Source organism: Salipiger sp. D13, from assembly GCF_003703915.1.
Taxonomy (GTDB): Bacteria; Pseudomonadota; Alphaproteobacteria; order Rhodobacterales; family Rhodobacteraceae; genus Salipiger; species Salipiger profundus.
In genome coordinates, this window is sequence record NZ_RAPJ01000008.1 from 337530 (window position 1) to 364420 (window position 26891).

At 68.9% G+C, this 26891-nt stretch carries 25 protein-coding genes; 11 read left to right on the plus strand and 14 right to left on the minus strand.

Annotated features, from left to right (window positions below):
- Positions 1-167: 167 nt before the first annotated feature.
- Positions 168-1478, minus strand: a complete 1311-nt coding sequence (locus D6860_RS19420) for a glycosyltransferase family 4 protein (RefSeq protein WP_076625313.1) — start codon at positions 1476-1478, stop codon at positions 168-170.
- 2 nt (positions 1479-1480) lie between these two features.
- Positions 1481-2890, minus strand: coding sequence for a hypothetical protein (locus tag D6860_RS19425; protein ID WP_076623024.1), 1410 nt, complete (start codon positions 2888-2890; stop codon positions 1481-1483).
- Positions 2891-3130: 240 nt separating this feature from the next.
- Between D6860_RS19425 and D6860_RS19430 the strand changes: the two genes are divergently transcribed.
- The 6 genes from D6860_RS19430 (at position 3131) to D6860_RS19455 (ending at position 10520) form a co-directional block, all read left to right on the plus strand.
- Complete coding sequence (locus tag D6860_RS19430) at positions 3131-4315, plus strand: glycosyltransferase family 4 protein (RefSeq protein ID WP_076623025.1); 1185 nt, start codon at positions 3131-3133, stop codon at positions 4313-4315.
- A 112-nt stretch (positions 4316-4427) separates the two neighbouring features.
- Entirely contained in the window at positions 4428-7226 is a 2799-nt protein-coding gene (locus D6860_RS19435; RefSeq protein ID WP_076623026.1) for a molybdopterin oxidoreductase family protein, read from the plus strand.
- 102 nt (positions 7227-7328) lie between these two features.
- On the plus strand, positions 7329-7925 hold the full coding sequence (locus D6860_RS19440; protein ID WP_017468944.1) for a DUF6882 domain-containing protein: 597 nt from the start codon (positions 7329-7331) through the stop codon (positions 7923-7925).
- Between the two features lie 19 nt (positions 7926-7944).
- On the plus strand, positions 7945-8694 hold the full coding sequence (locus D6860_RS19445; RefSeq protein WP_076623027.1) for a 4Fe-4S dicluster domain-containing protein: 750 nt from the start codon (positions 7945-7947) through the stop codon (positions 8692-8694).
- Between the two features lie 2 nt (positions 8695-8696).
- The gene (locus D6860_RS19450) at positions 8697-9566 is read left to right on the plus strand and encodes a dimethyl sulfoxide reductase anchor subunit family protein (protein WP_017469340.1); all 870 of its coding nucleotides are present in this window, start codon (positions 8697-8699) and stop codon (positions 9564-9566) included.
- Positions 9567-10520 carry a nuclear transport factor 2 family protein gene (locus D6860_RS19455; protein ID WP_076623028.1) on the plus strand — a complete coding sequence of 318 codons (954 nt, stop codon included), beginning with the start codon at positions 9567-9569 and terminating at the stop codon, positions 10518-10520.
- Between the two features lie 3 nt (positions 10521-10523).
- Here D6860_RS19455 and D6860_RS19460 read toward each other — a convergent pair whose 3' ends face one another.
- Both D6860_RS19460 and D6860_RS19465 read right to left on the minus strand, forming a co-directional pair.
- Positions 10524-11141 (minus strand): DUF1523 family protein, encoded by a 618-nt coding sequence (locus D6860_RS19460; RefSeq protein WP_076623029.1) that lies wholly within the window; start codon positions 11139-11141, stop codon positions 10524-10526.
- A gap of 9 nt (positions 11142-11150) precedes the next feature.
- Entirely contained in the window at positions 11151-11417 is a 267-nt protein-coding gene (locus tag D6860_RS19465) for a hypothetical protein (RefSeq protein WP_076623030.1), read from the minus strand.
- Positions 11418-11575: 158 nt separating this feature from the next.
- On the opposite strand from D6860_RS19465, the gene D6860_RS19470 reads away from it, so the two are divergent.
- The gene (locus D6860_RS19470; RefSeq protein WP_076623031.1) at positions 11576-12136 is read left to right on the plus strand and encodes a hypothetical protein; all 561 of its coding nucleotides are present in this window, start codon (positions 11576-11578) and stop codon (positions 12134-12136) included.
- A 165-nt stretch (positions 12137-12301) separates the two neighbouring features.
- Here D6860_RS19470 and D6860_RS19475 read toward each other — a convergent pair whose 3' ends face one another.
- The 3 genes from D6860_RS19475 to D6860_RS19485 form a co-directional block, all read right to left on the minus strand.
- On the minus strand, positions 12302-13504 hold the full coding sequence (locus D6860_RS19475; RefSeq protein ID WP_076623032.1) for an aminopeptidase P family protein: 1203 nt from the start codon (positions 13502-13504) through the stop codon (positions 12302-12304).
- A gap of 266 nt (positions 13505-13770) precedes the next feature.
- Entirely contained in the window at positions 13771-14121 is a 351-nt protein-coding gene (locus tag D6860_RS19480; RefSeq protein WP_076623033.1) for a hypothetical protein, read from the minus strand.
- A gap of 2 nt (positions 14122-14123) precedes the next feature.
- Positions 14124-15605 carry an NAD-dependent succinate-semialdehyde dehydrogenase gene (locus D6860_RS19485; protein ID WP_076623034.1) on the minus strand — a complete coding sequence of 494 codons (1482 nt, stop codon included), beginning with the start codon at positions 15603-15605 and terminating at the stop codon, positions 14124-14126.
- 83 nt (positions 15606-15688) lie between these two features.
- Between D6860_RS19485 and D6860_RS19490 the strand changes: the two genes are divergently transcribed.
- Positions 15689-16477, plus strand: a complete 789-nt coding sequence (locus D6860_RS19490) for an alpha/beta hydrolase (protein ID WP_076623035.1) — start codon at positions 15689-15691, stop codon at positions 16475-16477.
- A gap of 111 nt (positions 16478-16588) precedes the next feature.
- Positions 16589-18748, plus strand: coding sequence for an esterase-like activity of phytase family protein (locus D6860_RS19495; RefSeq protein WP_076623036.1), 2160 nt, complete (start codon positions 16589-16591; stop codon positions 18746-18748).
- Positions 18749-18928: 180 nt separating this feature from the next.
- On the opposite strand, the gene D6860_RS19500 is transcribed toward D6860_RS19495, so the two are convergent.
- From D6860_RS19500 to D6860_RS19530, 7 genes are all read right to left on the minus strand, one after another.
- Complete coding sequence (locus tag D6860_RS19500; protein WP_017470074.1) at positions 18929-19405, minus strand: Hsp20 family protein; 477 nt, start codon at positions 19403-19405, stop codon at positions 18929-18931.
- Between the two features lie 152 nt (positions 19406-19557).
- Complete coding sequence (locus D6860_RS19505; protein WP_076623037.1) at positions 19558-20310, minus strand: trypsin-like serine peptidase; 753 nt, start codon at positions 20308-20310, stop codon at positions 19558-19560.
- 68 nt (positions 20311-20378) lie between these two features.
- Positions 20379-21158, minus strand: coding sequence for a trypsin-like serine peptidase (locus D6860_RS19510; protein WP_017468576.1), 780 nt, complete (start codon positions 21156-21158; stop codon positions 20379-20381).
- Positions 21159-21241: 83 nt separating this feature from the next.
- On the minus strand, positions 21242-22603 hold the full coding sequence (gene glcF, locus D6860_RS19515) for a glycolate oxidase subunit GlcF (RefSeq protein ID WP_076623039.1): 1362 nt from the start codon (positions 22601-22603) through the stop codon (positions 21242-21244).
- A 9-nt stretch (positions 22604-22612) separates the two neighbouring features.
- Positions 22613-22957: a hypothetical protein gene (locus tag D6860_RS19520; RefSeq protein ID WP_076623040.1), complete on the minus strand. Its 345-nt coding sequence runs from the start codon at positions 22955-22957 to the stop codon at positions 22613-22615.
- The gene (locus D6860_RS19525) at positions 22954-24066 is read right to left on the minus strand and encodes an FAD-binding protein (RefSeq protein ID WP_076623041.1); all 1113 of its coding nucleotides are present in this window, start codon (positions 24064-24066) and stop codon (positions 22954-22956) included. The genes D6860_RS19520 and D6860_RS19525 overlap by 4 nt, the downstream gene beginning before the upstream one ends.
- 67 nt (positions 24067-24133) lie before the next feature.
- Positions 24134-25576 carry an FAD-linked oxidase C-terminal domain-containing protein gene (locus D6860_RS19530; protein ID WP_076623042.1) on the minus strand — a complete coding sequence of 481 codons (1443 nt, stop codon included), beginning with the start codon at positions 25574-25576 and terminating at the stop codon, positions 24134-24136.
- Between the two features lie 122 nt (positions 25577-25698).
- On the opposite strand from D6860_RS19530, the gene D6860_RS19535 reads away from it, so the two are divergent.
- A complete protein-coding gene (locus D6860_RS19535; RefSeq protein WP_076623043.1) occupies positions 25699-26109 on the plus strand; it encodes a CopD family protein in 411 nt (136 codons plus the stop codon).
- 5 nt (positions 26110-26114) lie between these two features.
- Positions 26115-26816 carry a DUF599 domain-containing protein gene (locus tag D6860_RS19540; protein WP_076623044.1) on the plus strand — a complete coding sequence of 234 codons (702 nt, stop codon included), beginning with the start codon at positions 26115-26117 and terminating at the stop codon, positions 26814-26816.
- The last annotated feature ends 75 nt before the right edge of the window (positions 26817-26891 follow it).

The window sequence follows — 26891 nt, forward strand, 5'->3', positions numbered from 1 at the left end:
GGGAAGAGCCGCGATGCTCTGCCCGCCACGGGTGCCGAAAAGTATCGGCGAAGAGTCGGGCAATTCAAAGGCAGGCTCGCGGCGTCGCAGAGACTATTCCGCCCTTCCTTACCGATCCGTCAACGTCTGCCCTCTGGCGCGCTGCTGGGTCCATCTCGGGTCGGCGGTCAGAAGAAGACGGGCGGCGCGTCTGACCTGCCGCTGCGGAGCCACGCGTAAACCTCGGCGATTTGCCGGGCCTTCCGGGCCCAGGTGAAATGGCTTTGCACGCGGTCGCGCGCCGCGTGTGCCATTCCGGGCAGGCCCGAGGGGTCGTCTGCCAGCCGCGCGAGCGCATCGGCAAAGCCCGCGACGATCTGCTCGCGCGTGCCGCAGGGCACCTTGAGCCCCGTCCCGGACACCACCAGCTCGCCCGGTCCCGCGTAGTCGACGATCAGGGGCACCACGCCGAGGGCCATCGCCTCGAGCACGACACCGCCGCCGAACTCGCGGATCGAGGGGAAGGACAGGACATGACAGCCGGCCATGATGTCCTGCACCTCGCGGTGGTCCTTCCAGCCGTGGAAGGTGAGCCCCCGTTCGGCCCCGAGCTGCCGGGCCTGCCCCACGAGATCCGGCATCATCGGGCCGTCCCCGATCATGTCGAGCGTCATGCGCCCGTCGCGCAGCAGGGGGGCGGCGGCCTGAAGCAGCATGTCGGGCCCCTTGTAGGGCACCAGTCGCCCGACGAAGCAGGCACGCAGCGGGCCGGGTCCGGGGGCAGCGGTGCGGTTGAAACGCGCCGGGTCGATGGCGTTCTCGGGCAGGTAGATCGTCTTGTGGCGGTGGCGGGCGGGAATCTCGCCCTCGGTATGGCGCGAGCCGGTGAGGACCGCAGAGGCGTTGCGCAGCGTCGCCTCGCGGCCCGGCATCAGCTTGTAGGCCGACCGCAGGTAGCTCAGCCATTCCTTCTCGCGCCGGCGCTCGGCGTCGAACCCCTCGGGCCACGGCACGCCGCCGTTGAGCGGGCCGAGCACGAAAAGCGTGCCCGCCCGCGCGCAATGCCCCGCGAGCGAGGAGGAGACCGTCGGCGACAGCGGGGTGATGCGGTGCACGATGTCGAATTCGCCGGCCCGGATCGCACCGCCGAAACGTTGCCAGACCAGCCGCTCGAACCACGGATAGCTCAGGGCGTTGATCGCCTGCACCATGGTCCAGCCCTTGCCCGCGCCCATGCGGAGGCGCTCGGCGAGTTTCCACATGGGGCGGGCGAAGGTCTCGGAATCGATGGCGGTGAAGTCGCGCCCTTCCGCGAGACCGGCACGCAGAAAGGCGTCGCGGTTGCGCACCTGCGTGACGACATGCACGTCGGCCACCTCGCGCAGGGCGCTTGCGAGCGACCAGCCCACCAGCGGGACACTGACCCACTCGGGGTTCGCGGCCTCGGCGATGGCCAGCACGCGGGGGCGGGCGGAAACCGGAACTGCGGCGTCTTGCATCGTCACATCACCGAGCGCCATTTCAGCGGACGGCTCGCTGCGCCCGTGCGAACGGCCTGCTTCTTGCGGGCCGCCTTGAGCTGTTCGGCATAGCCGGTGAGCGCCCCGGCCAGCAGCCACGTGAGCGGTGTGAGCGTGGCATTGGGGATCATGTCGAAGACGTTGATCGCCAGCATCAGCGACAGCGGCGCGATGAAGGGCGAGATCGTCTCGCGCCGGGCCGAGACGGACTCGCGCCAGAGCAGGAACACCGGCAGCAGCAGCAGTCCGAACTCGGCGAGGAAGCCGACCCAGCCGTAGACGCCGATCACGATGATCCAGCGCCCGTCGGTGACGGTGGCGATCTCTCCGGTCACCGGGTCGAAGATCTGGTTGCGGCCCCAGCTGCCCCAGCCGAAGACCGGCTTGAGGTAGGCGCGGTCGAGCAGGATGTTCTCGTTCTCGAAGCGGAAATCGAGCGAATTGGCCCGCTCCGCGTCGATGCTGGCGGCGGCGGCGATGATCCTGTCCTCGGGGACGAGATGCGCGCCCTTCATGATCGGGTAGCCTATGGCCAGCGCCCCGATCAGCATCGCGACGCGGATCTGGCTCTTGCGGCCAAGCAGCATCGCGACCGGGATGAGCCCGACGGCGAAGATCAGCGCGCCCAGCGATTTCGCAAGGACGAGAATTGCCAGCAGGTAGGCCGCTGCTGCGAGCACCTTGAATTCGTGCAGGCGCTTGTCGTTCCGCCAGAGGGCAAAGGCCGCGAGCGTGGCGGTGAACATGAAGAAGGCGACCCACAGCCCGTGATACAGGAACACCACCGGCCGGTAGCCGTTGGCGCGGATCGATTGCCCGAAGAGGTGCTGGTAATAGCCGTAGATCCACCGGTTGAGCTGGGGCGACAGCCGCATCTCGATCAGCATGGGCACCGAGTAGACCAGCCCGGTGACCACAAGGGCCACGAGAAAGTAGCGCTGGGCGCCGCCGTTCGCGAGAAACCGGCGCGCGAGCAGGAACGGCATGATGACGATCATGTGCTGCACCACCAGCGCCAGCCCGTCCTTGGGGCTGAGGCCGGGCAGGCCGATCTGGCCGAAGAACACCGGCGCCGTGTTGGTGACCGTGGTCAACACCGGCGAGAACACGAACACCGCGAGCAGCAGCCGGGCCAGCGGCGACTGCGGCAGCAGCGCCCCGCCGGGGCCGTATTTCCACATGCAGAACGCGAAGGCCGTCAGTGCCGGGATGCTGTGCTTGTTCAGCGACGGCATCAGCGGCAGGTCGAAGGCGGTGGGCGGTTCCGGCAGGAAAAGGTAGCCCACGAGCAGCGACAGGATCAGCGCCCGCTCGACCGGCAGCCGGCGGAACAGGACGATGGTCACGATCGGCCACATGGCCAGGACAAGATAGGCGAGAGGGTTCGGCATCCTGGTGCTTCGCAAATGGGTTCGCGGCATCCCGCCGGCCCCCCACGAGCCCCGGCATGCCTGCAGACCTTAGCAGGCAGATCGCGGCCTGTCGCCCTCTAATGGTGCTGGCACCGCGCGAGATGGCAGATTTGGCACAGCGGCGGCGATCTTGACCTTGCGTAAGCGCTTCGGCCATCTTCTTGCCCGATTGGGCTGCAATGAACCGGTAAAGCGTAACGAAGGTCAGGGTAAATTCAGGTGACGGAGACGCGACTCAGGATCGCCTACCTGTGCGATTTCTCGCCGCTCGATCCCTACATGTATTCGGGTGGCAATGCGCGCATGTACCAGGCGTTGTGCGACCATGCCGGCGAGGTGAAAATCCTGCCGCAGTCCTGGGGCATGGCCGAGCCCGTGCGCCGGGCGATCCGCCGGATGCCGGACGCCGTGTCGCTGCGTCTTCGCTGGCGGGCGCATCTCGCGCTGTCTCCGCTGGCTGCACGGCGCATCAGGACGGAACTGGCGCGCGACCGATACGACGTCCTGTTCTGCGCCTATTCCTTTCAGTCGCTGTCGCGTCTCGAGGCACCCTATCCGCTGGTGCGCGCCTTCAGCTCCGATGCCACGCCGACGATCTACCGGACCTCCGAGATCGGGCAGGCCCATCCGCCTAAGTTTCCGGGGGGGCGGAAGCTCGACGGCTGGATCGAGTCCCGTGAACGCGAGGTCCTTCGCGGCACCGACGTTGCATTCTGGCCGTCGAACTGGCTCAAGCGCGAGGCCGATGCCCGCTATGGGCTCGACCCGGCGTCTTCGCTGATCGTGCCGTGGGGCGCGGGTCTGGCCGAACCGCCCCCTCCGCCCGGCGCGCGGCCGATCTCGCGCGACCGTCCGGTCGAGCTCTTGCTGATCGGGCGTGACTGGTTTGCCAAGGGTGGGCCGGTGGCCTTCGACACCATGACGCGGCTGCGCGCGCGGGGCATCGACGCGCGGCTGACGGTGATCGGCTGCGTGCCCCCCGATGCGCATCGCAACGGGCATGTCACCGTGCACCCGCAGATCGACAAGACCGTGCCCGAGCAGCTGGCACTGTTCGAGACGACGCTGGCGCAGGCGCATTTCCTCGTTCAGCCGTCGTTTGAAAGCTATGGGTTCGCCTTCTGCGAAGCCTCGGCCCACGGTTTGCCGTCGCTCTGTCTCGACGTGGGCGGGGTGCCGGTGCGCGATGGCGTCAACGGCCACGCCTTGCCGCCGGGCAGCGAGGTCGCGGATTTCGCCGACCGCATCATGGCCTATCTCGAGGCGCCCGACAGCTACGCCGCGCTTTCGCGCTCCGCCTACCGCGAGTTCGAGCAACGCCTCAGCTGGGATGCCTGGGGCCGCACGGTCGCCGCAGAGCTGCGATCCCGCGTCGGGCGCCTCGGTCTGGCCCGCGCGGCCTGAGCCATCCCGTCGCGCGGCGAACACGGCGACGTTGCGCCGGTCATGCGGATTGCGCGCGGAGGCACTGGTCAGACGCGCCGCGCCGGCCTAGCCTCTGAGGGACGGAGGCCCCATGACACCCGAGCCGCAGATCGAGCTATCCCCGAGGATCTCGGACGAGGTCCGCAAGACGACCTGCTACATGTGCGCCTGCCGCTGCGGCATCAACGTGCATCTGAAAGAGGGCCGCGTCACCTACATCGAGGGCAACCGCGACCACCCGGTCAACCGTGGCGTGCTCTGCGCCAAGGGTGCGGCGGGGCTGAAGCAGGTGACATCGCCCGCGCGTCTGCGGGCGCCGCTCAGGCGGGTCGGCCCGCGCGGATCCGGCGAGTTCGAGGAAATCGGCTGGGACGAGGCGCTCGAGACGGCGGTGTCGTGGCTGAAGCCCCTGCGCGAGACTGCACCCGAGAAGCTGGCCTTCTTCACCGGGCGGGACCAGTCGCAGAGCCTCACCGGGTGGTGGGCGGAGCAGTTCGGCACGCCCAATTTTGCCGCGCACGGCGGCTTCTGCTCGGTCAACATGGCCGCGGCGGGCATCTACACGCTGGGCGGCTCGTTCTGGGAGTTCGGATCGCCCGACTGGGAGCATGCGCGGGTCATGCTGCTGTTCGGCGTGGCCGAGGACCACGACAGCAACCCGATCAAGCTGGGGCTCGCGAAGCTGAAGGCGCGCGGCGCGAAGATCATCGGGGTGAACCCGGTGCGCTCGGGCTACAACGCCATCGCCGACGAATGGGTCGGGATCACGCCCGGAACCGACGGGCTGTTCATCCTTTCGCTGGTGCGCGAGCTGCTGCGGGCAGGGCGCATCGACCTCGATTACCTCGCACGGTTCACCAACGCGCCGGTGCTGCTGGATTGCGACCCGAAGTCCGCCGAACGGGGCTTGTTCCTGCGTGACGAGGAAGGGCGGCCGTTGGTCATCGACCGTCGCACCGGCAAGCCCGCGCCGTGGGACGGGGAGGGCGTCGAGCCCGACCTGCGCGGCCGCATCCGCCGCGCCGGCGTGACCCACCACGCGGTGATGTTCGAGCTTGCCGAGCGCTACCTCGACCCGGGCTATGCGCCGGAAAAGGTGGCAGAGCGCTGTGGCATTTCCCCCGACCAGATCCGCCACGTAGCGGCAGAGCTCGCCCGTGCGGCCTTTGACGACCCGCCCGCGCTGCCCCGGCGGTGGACGGATTTCCGCGGCAAGACGCATGAGACCATGCCGGGCCGAGCGGTGGCGGTGCATGCCATGCGGGGGATCTCGGCCCATGCCAACGGCTTCCAGACCGCCCGCGCGCTGCACCTGTTGCAGGCGCTGCTCGGCGCCGTCGAGACGCCCGGCAGCTTCCGTTTCAAGCCGCCCTATCCGAAGCCTGCGCGCGCCCATTCCAAACCGCATCACCGCAGCCGCCCCGGCAAGCCGCTCGACGGTCCGCCGCTGGGCTACCCGCAGGGGCCGGAAGACCTTGCGCTGAAGGACGATGGCAGCCCGGCGCGGATCGACAAGGCGTTCACCTGGGAAAACCCGCTGTCGGCGCATGGGCTGATGCAGATGGTGATCTCGAACGCCCATGCGGGCGACCCCTACCGGATCGACACGCTGTTCCTCTACATGGCGAACATGGCGTGGAATTCGTCGATGAACACGCGCGGCACCATCGAGATGCTGACCGACACCGACGAGACCGGCGCCTACCGCATTCCGCACATCATCTACTCCGACGCCTACAGCTCCGAGATGGTGGCCTATGCCGACCTGATCCTGCCCGACACGACCTATCTCGAACGGCATGACTGCATCTCTCTGCTCGACCGGCCGATCTCGGAGCCCGATGCCGCCGCCGACGCGATCCGCTGGCCGGTGATCGAACCCGATCGCGACGTGCGCGCCTTCCAGACGGTGCTGCTGGACCTTGGCGCGCGGCTTGGGCTTCCGGGCATGGTCGATGGGGCTGGGGCGCCGAAATATGCCGATTACGCCGACTACATCACCAACCACGAGCGCCAGCCCGGCATCGGGCCGCTTGCCGGATGGCGCACCGGGCCGCAGGGCATCGCGCATGGGCGCGGCGGGCCGAACGAGGCCCAGATCGAGAGCTACATCGGCAACGGCGGCTTCTTCACCGCCGAGATTCCGGCAGATGCCGCCTATTACAAGCCGTGGAACCGCGCCTACTGGGACTGGGCGGTGTCGCTCGGGCTTGTCGATGGGCCCAGGCCCGACCTGATCCAGCTCTGGTGCGAGCCGCTGCGCCGCTTCCAGCTTGCCGCCGAGGGCCATGGTCCCCGCCAGCCGCCCGACCATCTGCGCGGGCGCATCCGCACGACCCACGAGCCGCTGCCGGTCTGGCATGCGCCGTTGTCCGATGCCTTCGAGGATCCGGCGGCCTACCCGGTGCACGCGATCACCCAGCGGCCGATGGCGATGTATCACTCATGGGGCAGCCAGAACGCGTGGCTGCGGCAGATTCACGGGGTGAACCCGCTCTACCTGCCGACCCACTGGTGGGAAAAGCTCGGGCTGGCCGAGGGCGACTGGGTGCGCGTCACGTCGAGCCACGGCGAGATCACCGTGCCAGCAGCGCATATGGCGGCGCTCAACCGCGACACGGTGTGGACATGGAACGCCATCGGCAAGCGCAAGGGCACCTGGGCGCTCGACCCGAAGGCACCCGAGGCGACGAAGGGGTTCCTGCTCAACCACCTCATCCACGAGCTGCTGCCCGAGCGCGGCGACGGCCACCGCTGGGCCAATGCCGACGCGGTGACCGGGCAGGCGGCATGGTTCGACCTGCGGGTGCGACTCGAGAAATCCGCCGCGCCCGAGGAAAGCCAGCCGGTGTTCGAGGAAATCCGCTCGACGGTAGGAGACGCGAGGTGACGCCGGTGCCTGACCGAACGGGCCTGAGCCGCCGTGCGCATGCCTCACTCCTGCCCGAATGCTCCGGCATGGTGGTTTCGTTTCGGCAGGGAAGCGGTGGCCATGGCAGAGTTCGAGAAGATCCGGGTGACGCCCGGCTGGGCGGCGGCGCAGCGGTCCGGCGGGTATCGGGGCGAGGGGCTCTGGGTATACGCGCGGCAGACCCGCGTGGCCTTCGAGCAGCCGCTCTGCGCACACTTCCGCGCGGCGCGCCGCCATGCCTGCGCCGAGAACGATGCGATGTTGCCGGGGCTCTACCGCGACAGCGGGCTCTCCGAGAGTGGTGGCTGCTGGCAGCTCTTTCCCGAAGAGGGGCTCTTCAAGGTCACGACCGCGCAGGGCCGCAGCTGGTTCGCGCGCTACGGGCTGGTGGCCTCGTGGAACCACGACAGTCACAGCTGGCTCTGGGGCTGGGCGATCCCGCCGGACCGAGGCATGCCCGCACCACCGCTTGCGCCCGTCGCGCGGCTGCGCGAGCAGGGTGCGCTTCACGGCTGGCAGGCGCTGACCGAGCCCGCGCTGATGGTCAACGGCCGCGAGGGCTGGCGGTTGGCGCAGATGGCGGCGCGCAGCTGCCACATGCCGCTGGTCTACCGGGCCCGCGTCAACGAGGCCAACACGCATTACTTCGTCATCGACCAGCCCTGCTGGACGATGTGACCGCCGCGAGGGGGGGCGCATGACAGCGCTTCCCGACCGCACGGATCGCAAGCTCGGACTGGTGATCGACCTCGACACCTGCGTCGGCTGTCACGCCTGCGTCGTCGCCTGCAAGGGCTGGAACGATCAGGGCTACGGCGCGCCGCTGTCGGATCAGGAGCCCTACGGCGCCGACCCCTCGGGCACCTTTCTCAACCGCGTCCACAGCTACGAGATCAAGCCCGCGACCGGCGGGGCGCAGCACGTGCATTTCCCCAAGTCCTGCCTTCATTGCGAGGATGCCCCCTGCGTTCCGGTCTGCCCGACCGGGGCCAGCTACAAGCGGGCCGAGGATGGCATCGTGCTGGTCAACGAGGATGCCTGCATCGGCTGCGGGCTGTGCGCCTGGGCCTGTCCCTACGGCGCGCGCGAGCTCGACCTCGCCGCAGGGGTGATGAAGAAATGCACCCTCTGCGTCGACCGGATCTACAACGAGGCGCTGCCCGAAGAGGACCGCGAGCCCGCCTGCGTGCGCACCTGCCCGGCCAACGCGCGGCATTTCGGCGATCTCGGGGATCCTGACAGTGCGGTCTCGCAACTCGTGGCCGAACGTGGCGGCATCGACCTCATGCCCGAGCAGGGCGCGAAGCCGGTCAACAAGTACCTGCCGCCGCGCCCGCGCGATGCGTGGGAGGGCGAGGCCGACGTGCTCGCCCCCTACCTCGCGCTGGTGGCCGAAGAGCCGCAGGGGTTCCTCGGCTGGCTCGATCGCACGCTGGGGAAGATCTGACGATGCAGCCGGCGCGCTCGCTGATCCTCTTCACGACGCTCTCGGGGCTCGGCTTCGGCCTGCTCGTCTGGCTGGGAGTCGACCCGACACCGCCGACCGGCTGGGTCGCGCTGGTGTTCTTCGCGCTGGCCTTTCTGCTGGCGCTGGGCGGGCTCGCCGCCTCGAGCCGCCACCTTCATCGACCCGAGCGCGCGCTCAGGGCGTTCACGCAATGGCGCACGAGCTGGCTCTCGCGCGAGGCATGGGCCGCCGCGCTGGCGCTGGCGGTGATGGGGCTGCATGGCCTGCTGCTGGTCCTCGACATCGTGCTGCTGCCACTCGGATGGCTCGGCGCGCTGCTGTCGCTCGCCACGGTCACCACCACGGCGATGATCTACGCCAGTCTCAGGACGGTGCCACGCTGGCATCACTGGTCGACGCCGGCGCTGTTCCTTGGGTTGGCGCTCACCGGCGGCGCGCTGCTTTCGGGCCGGGTGCCGGTGGCAAGCGGGCTGCTGCTGGTGATCGGCGCGCTGCAACTCTGGGTCTGGTGGGACGGCGACCGCCGCTTTGCCCGCAGCGGCACCACGCTGGCCACCGCCACCGGCCTTGGCGAGGCCGGCACGCCGCGCGCGCTGTTTCCGCCACACACCGGCGACAACTACCTGCTGCACGAGATGGTCCACGTGGTCGGCCGCCGCCACGCCATGAAACTGCGGGTCATCGCGCTGCTGCTCATGGTGCTGGTCCCGCTGGGGATGCTGCAACTCCCCATGCCGCATGTTTTCGGCCTGCTGGCCCTTGTCTCGCATGTGGCCGGCGTGCTTGTCTCGCGATGGTTGTTCTTTGCCGAGGCCGAACATGTCGTGGGCCTCTACTACGGGAGACGTTGAGTGCCCTTTCTCGCCGGCTTCGATGCCCGCTGGCAGGATGCCACCGACTATCTCGAGACCCTGCGTCGCGACCTCTGCGAGGGCCGGCGGCTGGACCTCGTCCCGGACTATCTCGCCGAGGACATCATCCTTCACGATGGTGCGACCGCGCGCATCGGTCCCGAGGCCGTGGGCACCGCCATCGCGGCACGGCTCGCGGCGCTTCCCGGGCTCACCTGCGTCCGCGAAGACCTGCTCTGGGCTGCCTCCGACCGGAACGCCTTCGTGGCGGCGCAGCGCTTCCAGACCGCCGCGCGCCACGACGGGCCCGGGCTCTACGGCGCGCCGACCGGACGGGCGCTGCGCTACCTCGCGATGAGCAAGCAATGGTGCGTCTCGGGAAGGCTGCGCGCCGCATGGGAGCTGCGTGACGAGACCGCGATCCTGTCGCAGATCGGCGTCTCGCTCGAAGAGGGTGCGCGCTGGCGGCTGGCGCAGATGCCCGAGGCCCCTGACCCGGTGCCCTCGCCAGACCCGGGGCGCGGCAACGATGACGCCTGGGGTCATACCCTCGGCGATCTCGTGCACCGGATCATGGGCGGAGAGCTTTCGGTCATCGCGCGGCACTACGATCCCGCCGCCGAGCTCTTCCACCCGGGCGCGGTGGTCGGCAGCGGCCCGCGCGAGGCCGAGGCGTTCTGGCTGAGCCTGCGCTCGGCCTTCCCCTCGGCCCGCTTCGAGGTCTGCCACCTGCTCGGCGCCGAGGAGCCGCTGTCGCCGCCGCGCGCCGCGATCCGCTGGCAGCTTGTCGGCAGGCACGACGGCCATGGTGCGTTCGGGGCGCCCACCGGGGCCGAGGTCACCGTGCAGGGGCTCACCCAGGCCGAGTTCGGCCCAGACGGGTTGCGCCGGGAATGGACGCTCTACGACGCGCCGGGCGTGCTGGCGCAGATCCTGCGCCGGACCGGCGGCTGAGCCTCAGCGCTTGCGACGGAAGAAGCCGCGGATGCGCCCGCCGGCCTCGTCGAAATTGTCGCCCATCTCGTCCAGCATCGGGTCGATCCGGGCCTGCCGGAAACGCCGCCAGCGCACCCAGACCGCCCAGACGATGGCGACCAGAAGCGTCAGCAGGATGATGTTGGTCCACGGGATGATGCGCACGTCCGGACCCGCGACCGGCCGGATGCTGATCGCGTTGGGATAGATCGACAGGAACTCGTTGCGCCAGCCGTAGTGCTTGATCGCCACCCACTGCGGGTCGGCCGAGGTCGAGCGCAGGTCGGCGGCCTCGGCCTGCAGGTTCGAGGTGTCGAACTTGAAGTAGGGCGGCCAGCCCCAGCCGGTGTCCTCGTTGCGGTAGACCATGACGTCATCGTCGTTCAGCCGGGTCTGGATGAAGAACACGTCGCGGTTGCTCACCACGGTGCTCTCACCCGAGGCCGCGTTGGACCAGAACCAGCGATTCTCGCCGGGGTCGATGCGTTTCTCGTAGGTGTCGGTGATCCGCGCGATGTCATGCTGCGGCAGGGTGTAATGCAGGAAGGCCGCGACCAGCGCCCAGAAGGCGAGGATGACGAACCACTTCACGTAAGCCATGGCGGATCCCTAGTGGAAATTGGTCAGGTATACGATGAGCCCTATAAGACAAAGCGGCAGGAGATACACGCCCAGGATCAGCTTTCGGCGCAGCGAGTGATCGTAGGTCCTCAGACCCTCGGCGACAAAGGTGTCTCGGTCGCCCGGCCCCCGTGCCTCGTCCCAGTCGCGCTCCAGCCTGCGCCGCCGCACCCCGCGGGACCAGAGCGACAGTGCGACGTAGACGACGGTCAGCGCGACGAAGCAGATCGCGAGCAGTCGGAGCAGAGCCAGCATTCCTTTGCCCTCCCGGCGATGGGCCCAAGCCGACCCGGGCAGATCCTGCCGCGCCTGGCCGGTCGGGATCAAGCCGTGGTCGGGTTTCCCGCACCTTGCCCGATGAGCGCGCGTGCGGGCATCCTCGGCAGGATCATTTCAGACGCAGGAGCTTTCCCATGCCGCGCCATTTCCTTGTCTCGCTGCCGCTCGCCGCGATGTTGGCCCTTCCCGCCGCCGCCGACGAGATCACCGACACGCTGCAATCGGCCCTCGACGCATACGAGACCGGCGACGTGCAATACGCGCTCGAGGAACTCGACTACGCGCGCTCGAAGCTGCTCGAGATGAAGACCCGATCGCTGGCCGGTTTCCTGCCCGACGCGCCCGAGGGCTGGAGCCGCGAAGTGAGCACCGACGCAGGTGCCGGGATGGCGATGATGGGCGGTGGCGTCTCGGCCGAGGCCGACTACCATGCCCCAGACGGCGAAAGCTACAGCGTCCAGATGTTCGCCGACAACCCGATGGTCGCCAGCATGTCGGCGATGATCGCAAACGCCGGGGCCATGGGGCTGAAGACCGACCGCATCGGCCGCCAGAAATTCGCCGTGCAGGACGACCAGACGATGGGGCTGATCGCCAACCGCATCCTCGTGCAGGTCGACGGTCCCGACGCCGGGACCCGCAAGTCCCTGCTCGAGGCGATGGACTTCGACAGCATGGCGGACTTCGGCGGCTGAGCCGCTGTCCCAGAGGAGCGCCCGGCCGCGCGGTCCGGCCTGCCTCCGGCGGGGATATTTGCAGCCAGAAGAAACCCGGGCGCGACGCCCGTCCTTCTTCTCTTTGCAAATACCCTCGGGGGTGAATGCGGCGCAGCCGCAGAGGGGGCAGAGCCCCCTGCCGCGTCAGCCGACCACGTTGAACGCCGGGCCGTAGGGATAGCCGGTGATGTTCTCGGGGCCATCCTCGGTGATCACGAGGATGTCGTGCTCACGGTAGCCGCCCGCGCCGGGGGTCCCTTCGGGGATCGTCAGCATCGGCTCCATCGAGATCACCATCCCCGGCTCGAGCACCGTGTCGATATCCTCGCGCAACTCGAGGCCGGCCTCGCGGCCGTAGTAGTGCGACAGCACGCCGAACGAGTGGCCGTAGCCGAAGGTGCGGTATTGCAGCAGACCGCGTTCGGCGAGGAAGGCGTTGATCTTGCCGGTGAGCTCGGAACAGCGCGCCCCCGGTTGCAGCAGCGACATTCCATATTCATGCGCCGCGACGTTCGCCTCCCAGACCGCGCGGGAGGCATCGTCGACCTCGCCCACGAAGAGCGTGCGCTCGAGCGCCGTGTAGTAGCCCGAGATCATCGGGAAGGTGTTGAGCGACAGGATGTCGCCGCGTTCCAGTCGGCGCGCGGTGACAGGGTTGTGGGCGCCGTCGGTGTTGATCCCGGACTGGAACCAGACCCAGGTGTCGCGATACTCGGCGTCGGGGAAGCGTTTTGCGATCTCCAGCTCCATGGCATCGCGCCCGGCCATGGCGACGTCGATCTCGCGCGCGCCCTCGCGGATGGCGTCGCGGATGGCATAGCCGCCGACGTCGGCAACCTGCGCGCCCTGTCGGATCAGCGCGATCTCGGACGGCGACTTGTGCATCCGCTGGCGCATGGTGGCCGGAGCGATGTCGATGGTCACGACCGGCTCGAGCCAGTCCTCGAGCAGTTCGCGCTGCACCACCGTCATGTGGTCGGCCTCGTAGCCGACGACGCTGCCCTGTCCGGTGACCGACAGGATGGCGCGCCAGAAGTTGTCCCGCGCCCAGTCCGTGTAGGTGATGTTGTCGCCGTGACAGCGCCGCCACGGCTGTGCCGCGTCGATGCCGGCGCTGATCGTCACGCTGTCGGCCTCGGTGACGACCAGCGCGTAGGGCCGGCCGAAGCTGCAGTAGAGAAAGCCCGAGTAGTAGGCGACATTGTGCATCGAGGTCAGCACGCAGGCAGCCACGCCAGCCTCGTCCATCGCCGCGCGCAGGCCGCGCAGGCGCGTATCGTATTCCTCTGACGGGAACGGCAGGACGCGGTTGCCCTGGTGAAAACGGTAGAATGCGGGACGGTCCATCTTGAGCCCTCCTTTGGGATCGCGGAGGGCCTGACCCGACCCCGCCGCAACGGCAAAGCAAGGTCCCGGCGTACAGGACGGTTGAGACGGGCATGCCTTTGCGGCACTGGCGACGCCATCGCCTGCCCATTGCGGAGGATGCGCCGAAACGACGTCGCTGGCAAGAGCCGGCGGGGAAGCCGCCTCCGACCCGCAGGGATATTGCGCGGGTACCGCGGGCGCGGCGGGTTCAGATCGGCCGGAGGATATGTCGGGTGGCCCGCGGCTCAGGCGGCCGCGAGCCAGAGCTTGTATTGTAGTCGGGCCCCGGCGACGCGGGCCCAGCGAAGCTTGCGTTCGAAGAGAGCGAAGGCGCGGCGCGGGTCGCGGTGATCCTCCCAGTTCTCGCCCGGGGCATCGGCCCCGAGGATTTCCCAGTCGGTGTCGCGCGGCGGTTCGTGCAGGGTGAGGGCCGAGGCTTCCATCAGCCGCACACCCCGCCCCAGCATGAGCGCGTGACGCGCCAGCGTTTCGGCCTCGGCAGTCGAAAGCCAAGGGGTGCCCGCGCCCGTCGTCGCCGCGCGCACCCACGCATCGAGCGTGGCGCGCGGCGGGTCGTCGGGCGCGAGCAGGGTCATCGTCACACGCTGAGGCAGACGTATTTCATCTCGAGGTAGTCCTCGATGCCGTGGTGCGAGCCCTCGCGACCGAGGCCGGATTGCTTGACGCCGCCGAAGGGGGCCATCTCGGTCGAGATGATGCCGGTGTTCACGCCGACGATGCCGTATTCCAGCGCCTCGGCGACCTTGTACACGCGGCTCAGGTCCTTGGCGTAGAAGTAGGAGGCCAGCCCGAAGATCGTGTCATTGGCGAGCTCGATGACGTCTTCCTCGGTCTCGAACTTGAACAGCGGCGCGAGCGGGCCGAAGGTCTCGTCGGTCGAGAACTTCATCTCCTTGGTCGCGCCGGTGACGATGGTCGGCGCCATGAAATTGCCGGGGCCCTGCAGCGTCTCGCCGTCACCGAGGATGAGCTGCGCGCCCTTCGACTTCGCGTCGGCGATGTGGTCCTGAACCTTCTCGATGGCCTTGGTGGTGATCAGCGGGCCGAGGTCCGTGCCGTCTTCAAGGCCGTCGCCGACCTTCATGTTGCTGACCGCTTCCTTCAGCTTGGCGGCGAATTCGTCGTAGACGCCGGCCTGCACGTAGATCCGGTTGGCGCAGACGCAGGTCTGGCCGTTGTTGCGGAACTTGCACATGATCGCGCCCTGCACGGCGGCGTCGAGGTCCGCGTCGTCGAACACGATGAACGGCGCGTTGCCGCCCAGCTCCATCGAGCACTTCATCACCTGGTCGGCGGCCTGGCCCAGCAGGATGCGGCCGACCTGCGTCGAGCCGGTGAAGGTCAGCTTGCGCACCTTGGGGTTCTCGCAGAACTCCTTGCCGGCTTCCGAGGCGCTGTCCGAGGGCAGCATGTTGAACACGCCCGCGGGGATGCCGGCGCGCTCGGCGAGCACCGCCAGCGCGATGGCCGAAAGCGGCGTCTCCGACGCGGGACGGGCGACGAAGCTGCAGCCCGCGGCGAGCGCCGGGGCGGCCTTGCGGGTGATCATCGCGTTGGGGAAGTTCCACGGCGTGATCGAGGCCGCGACACCGATCGGCTGCTTGATGACCATGATGCGCTTGTCGCGTTGGTGGCCGGGAATGGTCTCGCCGTAGACGCGCTTGGCCTCTTCGCCGAAGAACTCGATGAAGCTCGCGCCGTAGGCGATCTCGCCGGCGGCCTCGGCCAGCGGCTTGCCCATCTCGGCGGTCAGGATCTTCGCGAGATCCTGCTGGTTGGCCATGATCAGGTCGAACCACTTGCGGAGCACCTGCGCGCGCTCCTTGCCGGTCCAGCTCGCCCATTCCTTCTGCGCGATGTAGGCGCCGTCGATGGCCCCGGCGATCTGCTCGCGCGACAGGTTGGCCACCTCGGCGATGACGTCGCCACGCGCGGGGTTGGTGACCTCGAAAGTGCCGTCGGCGCCGTCGATCCACTCGCCGTTCACGTAGGCCTGGGTCTGCAGGAGGCTGGGATCGTCGAGAAGCGAGGGAAGGTTTGTTTCGGTCTGATCCAGCATGAGGTCCTCCAGGGTTTTTCGATTGCTGCCTACGGCAGAGCATCAGATACGTTTGAAGTCTAGACCAAGCGGGGAGAAAAGCCATGGATCTGAGCGACGCCTACGCCAACGGGCCCCATATTGCGCAGGCCGGGACCTACCCGCCCCGCTGGGCCGAGGCCGCCGCCTGCTACCGCAAGGCATTGTCGCTGAAGGGGCGCCTGCGCAGCGGTCTTCCCTACGGCCGAGGTCCGCGCGAGCGGTTCGACCTGTTCCTGCCCGACGGCCCGCCCGAGGGGCTCGTCGTCTTCGTGCACGGCGGCTACTGGATGGCCTTCGGCCGCGAGGACTGGTCGCATCTCGCCGGCGGAGCGGTGGCCCGGGGCTGGGCGGTGGCGCTGCCGTCCTACGATCTCTGCCCCGACATCGGGCTCTCGGGCATCACCCGCCAGATCGCCGCCGCGGTGACGGCGGCCGCGGCCGAGGTCGCGGGGCCGATCCGGCTCGCCGGGCATTCCGCCGGCGGGCACCTCGTGGCGAGGATGCTCGCGCCGGGGATGCTCCCCGACCCGGTGGCGGCGCGGATTGCGCATGTCATGCCGATCTCGCCGCTCTCCGACCTGCGCCCGCTGATGCAGACCGGCATGAACGAAAAGCTGCGGCTCGACGCGGTCGAGGCCTGGGCAGAAAGCCCGGTCGCCATGGCCCCGCCGGAGTGTCCTGTCACGGTCTGGGTCGGCGCCGACGAGCGGCCGGCCTTCCTCGACCAGGCGCGTTGGCTGAGCGAGGCCTGGCATTGCGACGCGGTCATCGATCCCGGCCGGCACCACTTCGACGTAATCGACGGGCTCGCGGACCCCGATAGCGCCATGACGCGGCACCTGCTGGCCTGAGCCGCGCCGGCCGGCACGGTCCCCGGTGTTTCGCAAATCCGTAACGCGACTGTCACGCGGCCGTTACCGATGCGGCGCAAGGCCATGCGCGGAACCATCAGGGGACAGGACATGACATTCCGCACGCTCTGCCTCACCTCGGTGATCGCACTGTCGGCCCACGCCGCCAGCGCCGAGATGAGCTTCAACCGCATCGCCTCCTTCGCCACGCCGGACAACATGGCCGATGGCGAGGACCGGTCGCGCGTCACCTCGGCCGAGATCATCCATGCCACCGAGGACGGCAACACGCTGGTCTACACCGACAGCCCGCTGGGCGTGATCGGCCGCATCGACATCACCGACCCGGCGCAGCCGAAGCCGATGGGCAACATCGCGATGGACGGCGAGCCGACCGCGGTCGCCATCTCCGGCACCACCGCCTTCGTCGGCGTGAACACCTCGGAAAGCTACACCGACCCGTCGGGCAAGCTGGTGGTGCTCGACGCCATGTCGGGCGAGATCGCGGGCGAGTGCGACCTCGGCGGCCAGCCCGACTCGGTGGCGCTCGCGCCGGACGGCAGCTTCGTGACGATCGCCATCGAGAACGAGCGTGACGAGGACGCCGGCGACGGCCGCGTGCCGCAGATGCCGGCGGGCTACGTCGCCATCCTCGACGTGACCGACGGCATGGCGCAGTGCGACAGCCTCGTGAAGGCCGACGTGACCGGCCTCGCCGAGATCGCCCCCGAGGACCCGGAGCCCGAGTTCGTCGACGTGAACGGCGCCGGCGAGATCGTCGTGACCCTTCAGGAGAACAACCACCTCGTCGTGCTCGACCGCTCGGGCGAGGTGCTGTCGCATTTCTCCGCCGGTGCGGTCGACCTCGAGGGCATCGACGCCACCGACGAGCGCGGCGCGCTGATCTTCAACGAGAGCCAGCAGGGTCGCAAGCGCGAGCCCGATTCGGTGCAATGGATCGACGACGAGCATTTCGCCATCGCCAACGAAGGCGACATGGACGGCGGCTCGCGCGGCTTCACCGTGTTCTCGAAGGACGGCACCACCGTCTACGAAAGCGGCACCGACTTCGAAAAGGCGGTGATCCAGGTCGGCCACTATCCCGACAAGCGCTCCGACGCCAAGGGCGCCGAACCCGAGGGGCTCGAGTTCGCCAGTTTCGACGGCACGCCCTACCTCTTCGTGATGTCCGAGCGCGGCTCGGTGGTCGGCGTCTACGACATGACCGATCCGGCGGCGCCGGTGCTCACCCAGATGCTGCCCTCGGGCATCGCCCCCGAAGGCATCATCGCCATCCCGTCGCGGAACCTGCTCGCCACCGCGAACGAGGAAGACCTCGTCGAGGACGGCGGCGTCCGCGCCCACGTCATGGTCTACGACTACGCCGAGGGTGCGCCGCAGTATCCGACCCTGACCTCCGAAGGCGCCGACGAGCTGATCGGTTGGGGTGCGATCTCGGGCATGGTCGCCGGCGATGACGGCATGATCCACGCGGTCAACGACAGCTTCTACGGCTTCCAGCCGCGCATCTTCACCATCGACCCGTCGCAGACCCCGGCGCGCATCACCGCTGCGACCGACATCACCCGCAAGGGCCGTCCGGCGCAGAAGCTCGACCTCGAGGGCATCACCACCGACGGCGAGGGCGGCTTCTGGCTCGCCTCCGAGGGCCGCACCGACCGCGTCATCCCGCACGCGCTCTACCACGTCGACGCCGATGGCGAGATCCGGGACGAGATCGGCCTGCCCGCAGCACTGCTGGAGAACGAGAAGCGCTTCGGCTTCGAGGGCATCACCATGGTCGACGGCACGCTCTGGATGGCCGTGCAGCGCGAATGGGCCGACGATCCCAGGGATCACGTCAAGCTGGTGAACTACGATCCGGAGACCGGCGAATGGGGCGCCGTGCTCTATCCCAAGGCCGCACCGGAAAAGGGCTGGGTCGGCCTGTCGGAAATCACCGCCCATGGCGACCACGTCTACGTCATCGAGCGGGACAACCAGATCGGCGCCGACGTGGTGACCAAGAAGATCTACCGCATCCCGCTCGCCGAGATGCAGGCGGCGCCGCTCGGAGGCGACCTGCCGGTGGTCTCCAAGGAAGAGGTCCGCGACCTCGTCCCCGACCTGCAGGCCTGGAACGGCTACGTGGTCGACAAGATCGAGGGGCTTGCCATCACCGAAGCGGGCACCGCCTACGTCTCGACCGACAACGACGGCGTCGACGACAGCTCCGGCGAGACGTTCTTCTGGTCCTTCGACCTCGACTAGGGCGCCACGCCCGGTCTTCTTCTCTTTCCAAATACCCTCGGGGGTGAATGCGGCGCAGCCGCAGAGGGGGCAGAGCCCCCTCGCCTCCGGCCAGACCGGGCATTGGGCCCCGGCCAGACCGGGCACACAAAAAAGCCCCGGCAGTCATGCCGGGGCTTCGTCACATGCGCGACCGGTGGATCAGTTCACCGTCTTGTCGCGGGTCACGTCCGTCCCGATCGCCGGGCGCTCGGTGCCGCGGGCGATCTCGATGCGGCGCGGTTTCAGCGCCTCGGGGATCTCGCGCCGAAGGTCGATGTGCAGCATGCCGTTCTCATGCGTGGCGCCCTCGACGCGGACATGGTCGGCCAGCGTGAAGCGGCGCTCGAAGGCGCGGGTGGCGATGCCGCGATGCAGGTAGGTGCGGCCCTCGTCCTCCTCGGCCTTCCGGGCCGCGACGATCAGCTGGTGCTCCTTCAGCTCGACCGAGAGGTCGGCGTCCGAGAAGCCGGCAACGGCGATCGAGATGCGCCAGGCGTCATCCGCGGTCTTCTCGATGTTGTAAGGGGGATAGCTGGGCTGGGCCACGTCGCTGGACAGCGCCCGGTCCATCAGGTCGGCGATCTGGTCGAAACCGACGGTTGCGCGGTAAAGCGGTGCGAAATCGAAGTGTCGCATGGGTCATCCTCCATTGAGCGATACCATATGTGCTGCGCCTTCCCGGCACGGGACAGGCGGCTTGGAACCCCGGGGCCCGACAGTGGCACCCCGGATGTTGTAGATCTGGGAAAGTGAAAACGCCGTTTCAAGAGCCTTGCCGGGCCGAGGTGTCAGGGCCGCACGAAGCGCGCCCCGATCCCCTCGCGGGTGTTGCCGCCGACGGTGATCCGCCGCGCTCCGGCGGTGACCTTCGGTCGCGCCTCCTCCTGCATCAGCCGCCCCCGCAGGGTGGCGACCAGCTCCGGCAGGCTCGGGCCGTAGGCCACGCCGCGCCCGGTGCCCGACGAGATCACCGACAGGATGCGCAACCGCCCATTCTCGCGCAGGAAGACCGGCGCGCCGGACGAGCCGAAGGTCACGTCGCAGTCGAAGCCGAGCACGTCGCCCCGGAAGCGGCCGGTAACGTGGCAACCGGGCTCGCGCGACAGCACCTCCGCGCGGCCCTCTCCGTAGGAGGCGACGCTGACCACCGCGCCCTCGGCCGGCATCTCGTGCACCCGGAACGGGTCGGCCTCGGCCGCCGACACGGGGCTTTCAAGCTGCAGCAGCGCCACGTCCGAGGCAACGGCCGCCCCGGTCATGCGCATCTCGCCCCGCGTCATGAGCGCGGCGTAGGCGGTGGGCACCACCCAGCGCCGCACCCGCCGGGCGGTGATCTCGGTGCCCCGGTGATACCCGGCGCGAAAGGTGATGCGCTCGGCGGCCACCGGTTGACCGCTCGCCCGGTCGTGGACGCAATGGGCCGCGGTGAGGACAATGTCGCGCGCGATCAGCGCCCCGGTGCAGAAACCGCCCGGCAGGTCGAGCCGTCCGACCGCCTCCCAGCCAAGCAGCTTGCCCCGGTTGTCCATGACGTCGAACACCGTGCCCTGCTGGGCGGCGGCAGGTGCGACCGGTGCGGTCAGGGCCAGCGCGAGCGCGGCGACATATCTCAGGGGCGTATGAATTTCGCCCCCGTCTCCCGCCGTGTTCCGGCGTCCAGCGTGTTGCGCACCGCGTTCGTCTCGAGCTCGGCGCGCAGCAGCGTGAGCGTCTCGTCGAGCTCGGTCCCGAGCGAGACTTCCCGGCCCTCGGCCTCGGCCTTGGCCGAGATCACCGACACGATGCGCGGCTCACCCCCGGCAAACGAGAAGACCGGCGACCCGGAGCTGCCGAAATCCACCCGGCACGACAGCACCAGCATCCGCGTCTGCCGGTCGAGCACGCTGCACATGCCCTGCAGCGAGGGCGCCTCGGACCGGTCGTAGGCGTAGGAGACCACGCTGACCTCGGCGCCGCGCGGCGGGTGCGGGCCCGTGGCGAAGGGGGTGATCGTCGTGTTGCGGATCGGCAGCTGCAGCTTGATGAGCGCGATGTCGTTGCGCACCCGGTCCGCCCTGGCCGGGTCGTCGAAGGCGTAGTCGGGATGCGTCTTCGCACGGCGCACCCGGCGATAAGCGGCGGCGCGGCCGTTGCGCCAGCCGGCGAGGAACTGGATGTCCTCGACCGGGATCTCGGCGCCGGTGGTCGGGTCGTAGAGGCAATGGGCCGCCGTGAGCACCAGGTCGGGCGCGATCAGCGCCCCGGTGCAGAACGCCTTGCCGGCCAGCTCGAGACGGCCGACCGCCTCCCAGTTGCGGCCGTCCTCGCGGCTCTGCATGGAAAACAGCCCGCCGTCGGCGGCGGCACCCGTCGCGAAACCGAGCGTGATCAGGAAAAGCAAAATGCGCAAGGCGGACCCTTTCTCCGTAGCCGATCCCATACCTGACGCTTTTGTCAGAAATTGGGCGGGTCGGGGAGAGGGCAGGGCGGCGTTCAGCCCGCTTCCACGATGGCGCGGGGCTTCGGCCCGCCGGTCGCCCAGTCGAGAAGCTCGACCGTGTGCACCACGGGCCGCCGCGTGCCCGAGCCGATCTGCATCATGCAGCCGATGTTGCCGGCGGCGATGACGTCGGGGGTCTTCGCCTCGAGCGTGCGCAGCTTGCGGTCCTTGAGCTGCTTCGAGATCTCGGGCTGCAGCAGGTTGTAGGTGCCCGCGCTGCCGCAGCAAAGGTGGCTGTCGGCGGGTTCGACCACCTCGAACCCGGCGGCCTTGAGCAGCGCCTTGGGGTGGGTCTTGATCTTCTGCCCGTGCTGCAGCGAGCAGGCGGCGTGATAGGCCACCCGGATCGGTCCCGTGCCCTCGGTCCCGGTCGTGTCGGGCATGTCGGTCCCGGCGATCTCGCTGCGGGCAAGGTTGCGGCTCTCGACCTCCGCCTCTGGCATCAGGTCGGACAGCACCTCGGACACGTCCCTGGCGATGCCCGAGATACGCGCCGCATCCTCTGCCAGCGGGTCGTTGCGGAACATGTGGCCGTAGTCCTTCACCGTGGTGCCACAGCCGCTGGTGTTGATGACGATGGCGTCGAGCCCGTCGCCGTCCATTTCGGCGACCCAGGCGCGGATGTTGGCCGCCGCCGAGGCGTGGCTGTCTCCCTCGCGCCCCATGTGGTGCGTGAGCGCCCCGCAGCAGCCGGCGCCCTTTGCCACCACCACCTCGCAGCCGAGCCGGGTGAGTAGCCGGATCGTCGCGTCGTTGATGTCTGTGTTGAGCGCCTTCTGCGCGCAGCCGGTCATCAGTGCCACCCGCTTGCGCCGCGGCGCGGCCGGCGCGAAGCTCTGCGGATCGTCGTTGCGCGACACCGCCGGGATGCGCTTCGGCGCCATGTCCAGCATCGCCCGCAGCCGGGCGTCGGGCAGCAGCCGGGCGAAGGGCCGTCCGATCTTCGCCCCCAGCAGGGCCAGCCGGAACCGCCCGGGATAGGGAATGATCCGCGCCAGCAGCCAGCGCAGGGCGCGCTCGCTTCGGGGGCGCTCGTAATGCGTCTCGATGTAGGCCCGGGCGTGGTCGACGAGATGCATGTAATGCACGCCCGAGGGGCAGGTGGTCATGCAGGCAAGGCAGCTCAGGCAACGGTCGATGTGCTTGACGGTCTTGTCGTCGGGCACCCGCTCGTTCTCGAGCATGTCCTTGATCAGGTAGATGCGGCCGCGCGGGCTGTCGAGTTCGTCGCCGAGCACCTGGTAGGTCGGGCAGGTGGCGGTGCAGAACCCGCAGTGCACGCAGGCACGCAGGATCTCGTTGGCGCGCGCGATGCCCGGGTCCTCGAGTTGCTGTTCGGTGAAATTGGTCTGCATGGGAGGCTCTCAGGACATCATCATCCGGGCGGTGGCGAGCCCGAACCAGGGAAGGGGGGTGGCAAGAAGGCCGGCGATCGTCACCCCGCGGCGCGGGGCGGCGTGGCCGGCATGGCGGTGCAGCGTCAGTGCGACCATCGCGACGGCAAGCACCCAGGACAGCCACATCAGCCCGAGCGAGACAAGCGCCGCGCCGGTGTTCTGCAGCGCCAGCGCCAGCAGGGCGGTCGCCATGACGCCGGGCGCCAGCGACAGCAGCAGCGCGCGCGACGGGCCGACGCGCAGGAGCAACGCGAAGAGCAGTGGACCGGCGAGGAAGCAGGCCCCGAAGACGGCAAGCGCCTCGCGGCTCATGCCATCAGCCCGGGGTTGAGGATGCCGCGCGGGTCGAACCGCGCGCGCAGTCCGGCCGCAAGCGCGGCGACGGGCGCCGGCTCGGGCTGGAAGGCCGGGGCCTCGCCGCCGCCCCGCACGGCAGTGGCATGACCCTTGAAGGCGCCGAGCCGGGCGTGGGCGTCGGTTCCCGACGGCAGCAGCGCCCAGATCAGCCCGCCGCCCCAGTCGAACAGCAGGGCCTCGGCCTCGAGACGGGCGGCAAGCTCAGGCCCGTCCGACGGCTTGCAGGAGATGCGCCAGACGTCACCCTCCCGCCCGTGGAAGGGTGCCACATCGCGCACGCCGCGCCACAGCGCCGCGTTGCGCCCCGCGTCGGCCTCGATCCGCCCCGCCTGCGTCTTGAACAGCGACTGCAACTGGCCGGCGCGGTAACTCACCGAGTCCGCGAAGCCCTCGACCCGCAGCAAGGTCGCCGGCCCGCCGTCCGGACCCCCGGGCATATGCGCTGCGCCCGACACGTCGTAGGGGGCGCCCAGCGCCCGCGACATCGCCGCGACCGCCGCCTCCGCGGACAGCCCCTCGAGGATCAGCGTCGCCACCGCCTCGGGCTTCGGCAGAACCTTCAGCGCCACCTCGGTCAGCACGCCGAGCGTGCCGCGGCTACCCGCCATCAGTTTCACCAGGTCGTAGCCAGTGACGTTCTTCATCACCCGGCCGCCGTTGCGCAGCACCGTTCCGGTGCCGTCGACGACGCGCACGCCCAGCATGTGATCGCGGCAGGCCCCGGCCTGGATCCGGCGCGGCCCCGAGACGTTGCCCGCCGCCAGCCCGCCCAGCGTTGGCGCCCCCTGGGTACCCAGGAGTCCGCGATGGTCCATCGGCTCGAATGGCAGCCGCTGTCCCTCGGCGTCGAGCGCCGCCTCGATTTCGGCCACCGGGGTGCCGGCCCGCGCGACCAGCGTCAGCGCGCCCGGCTCGTAGAGGCTGATCCCCGTGATCGCGCCGGTCTCCAGCACCTCGCCCGGACCCGCGCGCCCGATCGGCCGCGTGCCGCCGCCGCGAATGATCAACGGCCCGCCCGCATCGCGGATCATCCCGGCCAGCTCTGCCTCTGTCTCTGGTCTCATGCGCTTCTCTGGTTCAAAAATACCCTCGGGGGAGTCGCGCGTCCCGCGCGACGGGGGCAGAGCCCCCTCATTCCGCCGCCACCGCGCGCCGCGTCTCCGACACGTCGAGCGGAAACACCTTGGCGGGGTTCAGCAGCCACTTCGGGTCGAAGACGTCCTTCACCGCCATCTGCGCCTCGAGGTCGGCGGGATCGTATTGCACGCTCATCAGGTCGCGCTTCTCGATGCCCACCCCGTGCTCGCCGGTGAGGCAGCCGCCTACCTCGACGCAGAGCTTCAGGATCTCGGCCCCGAAGCGTTCGCATTTCTCCAGCTCTCCGGGCTGGTTGGCGTTGAACAGGATCAGCGGGTGCATGTTGCCGTCGCCGGCGTGGAAGACATTGGCCACCTCGAGCCCGAAGTCCTTCGACAACTCCCCGATGCGGCGCAGCACGCGCGGCAGTTCGGTCACCGGGATCGTGCCGTCGAGGCACATGTAGTCGTTGATCTGCCCCATGGCCCCAAATGCGCTTTTGCGGCCCAGCCAGATACGGCCGGCCTCGTCGGCATCCTTCGCCTCGCGAAGCTCCACCGGATCGTGGCGGCGGGCGATCTGCAGGATCAGCCCGAGCTGCTCGTCGATCTCGGCGTCCGAGCCCTCGACCTCGACGATCAGCAGCGCCTCGCAGTCGGGATAGCCGGCGTGGGCAAAGGCCTCGCAGGCGACGATGCAGGGGCGGTCCATGAACTCGATCGCCACCGGCAGCACGCCGGCCTTGATGATGTCCGAGACGCATTCGCCCGCGACCTCGTTCGACGAGAAGCCCATCAGCACGGGCCGTGCGCCCTCGGGCTTGCGCAGGATGCGCAGCGTCGCCTCGGTCACCACGCCAAGCTGGCCCTCCGAGCCGCAGACCACGCCCAGCAGGTCGAGGCCGCCGGCATCGAGATGCGCGCCACCCAGTTCGATCACCGTGCCGTCCATCAGCACCATGGTCACGCCCAGCAGGTTGTTCGTCGTCACGCCGTATTTCAGGCAATGCGCCCCGCCCGAGTTCATCGCGATGTTGCCTGCGATGGCGCAGGCGAGCTGCGACGACGGGTCGGGCGCGTAGAAGAAATCCTCTTCCTCGACGGCGCCGGTCACGCTGAGGTTGGTGCGCCCGGTCTGCACCCGGATGAAACGGTTGTCGTAGTCGGTCTCGAGCACTTCGTTCATGCGCGCCACGCCGAGGATCACCGAGTCCGCCGTGGGCAGCGCCCCGCCGGCAAGCGAGGTGCCCGAACCGCGCGGCACCACCGGCACACCTTCCTCGTGGCAGATCGCGAGCACTGCCGAGACCTCTTCGGTCGAGGCGGGCAGCACGGCGCAGAGCGGGGGGCAGCGATAGGCGGTGAGCGCGTCGCATTCGTAGGCGCGGGTCTCGGCCTCGTCCTCGATCACCGCGTCGGTGGGCAGCACCTCGCGCAGGCGGGTCACGATCCGGGCCTTGCGCGAGATCACGCCCGCATCCGGCTTTGGCATCTGCATGTGACCGATCCTCCCTGAATTGGTAAACTCATATAACCAATTTGCGGCGATGACGCCAGAGCTTTCGACGCCCGGCGCGCGGCATCTTGCGTTCGCGGGCGGAAAGATATCACTAAGGGCGCATGGACTGGGTCAAGATCATTCACATTCTCTGCGTCATGGGCTGGATGACCTCCATCTTTGCCGTGCCGCGCGCGCTCATCTACTGGAAGCGCGAGTATGCGGCGCTCGACGCCTTCGGCCCGCTTGGCGATCTCACGATCCGGCTCTACCGGTTCTCGGCGGGGCTCGCGGTGATCGCGGTGGCGACCGGGCTCTGGCTCGGCAACTTCTGGCAGTGGGCGCCCTGGGTGCACCTGAAGATCGCGCTCGTGGCGTTGCTGGCGGTGCATTACGTCTGGACCGGCCGGCTGGTGATGCGCGCGAAGCGCGGCACCTTCCGCGAAAGCGACCTGTTCCTGCGCATCTTCAACGAGATCAGCGTCGTCGGCGTCATCGCGGTCCTGTGGGTCGTGGTGGTCAAGCCGTTCTGACCGGGATGGACTGGTTCGACCGCCTGTCGCATTTCGGCGCGCTCGACGGGGCGGCGGTGGCGATCCTCGTGCTGACCTGGTTCGCAAGCTCGCTCATCATCGAGCACCCGCCGGCCAGCCGCCCCTCGGTCACGCGGCTGATGCAGCAATACCGGCGCGAATGGATGCAGCATTTCGTCACCCGGGAGCCGCGCATCTTCGACAGCCAGATCGTCGGCTCGCTGCGGCAGAGCACCGCCTTCTTCGCCTCGGCCACGATGATCGCCATCGGCGGAATCTTCGCGCTGCTGGGAAACACCGAGCAGCTGCGCGGGGTGGCAGGCGACCTCACCGACGGGGTGCCGCCGCTGGTGGTCTGGGAGATGAAGCTGCTGCTGCCGCTCCTGTTCGCCGCCAACGCCTTTCTCAAGTTCGTCTGGTCGAACCGGCTGTTCGGCTACTGTTCGGTGATGATGGGCGCGGTGCCGAACGATAACAGCGCCCTTGCCTACGGACGCGCGGCGAAGGCGGCCGAGATCAACATATTCGCCGCCCGCAGCTACAACCGCGGCCTGCGCTCGGTCTATTTCGGCATCGCCTCGGCGGCCTGGCTGCTGGGGGATGCATCGCTGATCGTCGCGGCGCTGGTGGCGCTGACGGTCATCCTGCGCCGTGAATTTGCCTCGCAGTCCCGCGCAATCCTGCTCGAGGTGGAACCGAAGGGCTGACGGGGCGGCAATTCGCTTGCAAACCGGCGGCAAAAGCTTTGGTCTCGGGCCGACCCCGACCTGCGAGGATGTCCC